The 2,912-nt window shown below is 32.5% G+C and carries 2 protein-coding genes; both read right to left on the bottom strand.

Going from position 1 to position 2,912, the window contains the following annotated elements; genetic code table 11:
* Window positions 1-221: 221 nt before the first annotated feature.
* The gene (locus VKJ25_RS20905; RefSeq protein ID WP_324238579.1) at window positions 222-1,253 is read right to left on the bottom strand and encodes an AI-2E family transporter; all 1,032 of its coding nucleotides are present in this window, start codon (window positions 1,251-1,253) and stop codon (window positions 222-224) included.
* A gap of 815 nt (window positions 1,254-2,068) precedes the next feature.
* Entirely contained in the window at window positions 2,069-2,620 is a 552-nt protein-coding gene (locus VKJ25_RS20900) for a peroxiredoxin (protein WP_324238578.1), read from the bottom strand.
* Window positions 2,621-2,912 lie beyond the last annotated feature (292 nt).

Genomic DNA, 2,912 nt, shown 5'->3' with positions numbered 1-2,912 from the left:
ATTCAAGACTGAGGCAAAGTTGCTATATATAGAGTTGAAAAACTATAACGTTATAGTTTGGAACGCTATATCTATAGTCTTTGGATAAGTCTTGTAATTAATAACTAGACAGAAAGTAGGTTAGGTTGAGGAACGAAACCCAACAATAGAAATATCAGTCCAGTATTAGACTAACACTTATATAATGGTGGGTTACTACAGATTGCTGCTTCCCTACTCCCCTACTCCCTTGCTTCATAACGTAGATAATTAACAGTATCTTTGACAAAACCTGCTATTGGTACAGCTATTAATAAACCCAAAACTCCCCATACTTGCGCCCCCACTAATAAACTCAATAAAATCCAGACAGGATTAAGACCTGTAAATCCTCCTAAGATTCTAGGAGCAACAAAGTTTTCAATTGCTTGCTCAATTAAAACTGTTACTATTAAAACTTTTGTTCCGAGCCAAAAATTTTCTAAAGTTATTAATAAACTAACAAGAGTTACGCCCAAAGCAGTACCAAAAGGAATTAAAGTCATAAGCCCTATCCCAATACCAAATAATAAACCAAAAGGAGTTCCTAAAAGAAATAAACTTATGGTCATAGAAACACCCATTAAACAAGCTAATGTTGCTTGACCAATGAAATAATTTTCAAAGTTTTGTCTAAATGATTTGCGGATATGATTTTCTAGATGATTAGGCAACCAATTAAATATTCCACTCCATAAGCGATCGCCATGTAACATCAAATAAAAGGTAATAACTATGGTGATTAAAATATCGAAAATTCGACCTACTGTATTGACAACAAAACTAATAATTTCTCCTGTAATATCTTGTAATTTAGAATATAAACGTTCTGTAAATTGATCTGTCAAACCTGTTAAATTAATGGGTAATTTTCGTTTAGAGGCCCATTGATCAAATGATTCTAGTTGTTGATTTCCAGATTCAATCCAACTAGGAAATTTTTCAATAAATCCGGTAAGTTGTTCTAAGAGTAGGGGAATTAGAATAATGCCTAATACTAATATAATTACTAATGCTACTAAAAATACTAAAATAACTGCTCGGTGTCTTTTAACTCCGTTTTTTTGCAAAAAAAGCACTGGGTAGTCTAAGAGAAATGAAAGTAATATTGCAGAAACGGTTATTGTTATTATTCGACCAAAATATTGAAATATTTGCACTAAAGCCCAACCATTTATAACAATTATTGGTAATGCTAAATACCACAGTAATCTTTTATTTAGTAAGTTCAGCATAAATTAGTTTTATAGGGAGTAGTGGAGTAGGGATTAGGGAGTAATAATTCAGAAGTTAGAAGTTGTTTTTGTCATATCAAATCTGATAGTATTCTGTATAAAAAAGCATAGAAACGGGATTGGGAATACAATGTTCTACCAAACTAATATCTATCTCTCATAAATAGGGAGTAGGGAGTCATAAGTTGTTTTTGTCATGTCAAATCTGATAGTATTCTGTATAAAAAAGTATAGAAACTGGATTGGGAATACAATGTTCTATAAAACTAATATCTATCTCTCATAAATATGGTTTTCAGTAATTTAAAAATGTCAGTATTCCGCAGTAATAACTGAATGCTTACTTAAAAACTATTGGTTAAATTATTTATGCAAAATTTTAAGTTACTTACGCTCAAGAAAATTTTATCAGTGAAATAGCTTTTACTATTTATGATTACTTTCACTAAGATTTAAAAATTATTGGTAAGCATTCAGGACTCAGCTATTAATTTTATTTTGAGAAAAAAGATTTATGATACGGTTCCCGATCAATCAGAAATTTTTCTGACTACAAAATTCACTTTTCACTTTCTTTATTCGTTTAAATATTCTCCTTAAAACTGAGTTTTTTATTGCTGTTAGCGCAGCTCCGACTCAGGAGGATAGCTAACAGCTAATAGCTGAATGCTTACAATTATCGTTTTTGATATTATTTCTAATAGTGCAATTTGGAAATTTCGCAAATCAGACTTTTCAAAGATGAAAAAGTTTAAGAAGAAATGTTGAATTAAACATCTCTTCTATAATGATAATTTGACAGAATTTGATATTAATTAGCTCTGCTGCAACTCATCTAAACTTGCCAAAACTTCTTGACTATGAATAGGTGGTCTTACTCCTAGAAAAATCTCCTGCAAAATCCCATCTGGATCGATAATATAAGTATGTCTCATGGAAAAGAAGTTTAACCATGAACCATAAGCTTTACTAACAGTTCCATCGGTATCAGCTAACAATGGAAATTTTAATCCTTCAGAATCACAAAATTCTGCGTGGGAATTTACATCATCTGCACTAACACCTAAAATTTGAGTGTTTCGAGAAATATATTTTGGTAAGTCTTGCTGGAACCTACGCGCTTCAATTGTACAACCAGAAGTAAAATCTTTAGGGTAAAAATAAAGCACTACCCATTTACCACGATAGTCTGATAAAGAAATTTCTCCATCACCTGTGTTCGTGGGTAGGGTAAATTCTGGTGCGGGTTGATATAATTCCGGGAGTTTACCTCCAAGTGCCCAAACGTTGGGAATAAAGTTAAACCAAGTTATCAAAGATAGACAAATAGCAAAAAATGTGGTAAGGAAATGCCGACGAGATTTCATAATTTATGATGTAAACTCTACTTTATGTAAGTTTACATAAGTTTAAAGTCAAGCGATCGCTATTTTATGGAGGGTGGGTTTAGGTAAATCAGGGCTTAGGGCAATGTACTATATATAGATTCAAAAAACTATTGTGCAAGAGTTTTAAGTACTATATCTAGGGTAGCTGCGTAAGCCCTGTAAGTCTGGGATTATACAGGGAAATCTCTGGTCAATGTAGAGAAGAGGGCGGGTTTAGATAAGTCTGGGATTATACAGGGAAATCTCTGGTCAATGTAGAGAAGAGGGCGGG

Origin of the sequence: Okeania sp. (assembly GCF_035285525.1) — a bacterium.
GTDB lineage: Bacteria > Cyanobacteriota > Cyanobacteriia > Cyanobacteriales > Microcoleaceae > Trichodesmium.
Note: the sequence above shows the minus strand (reverse complement) of the source record. Positions and strands in the feature narration are given on the sequence as shown.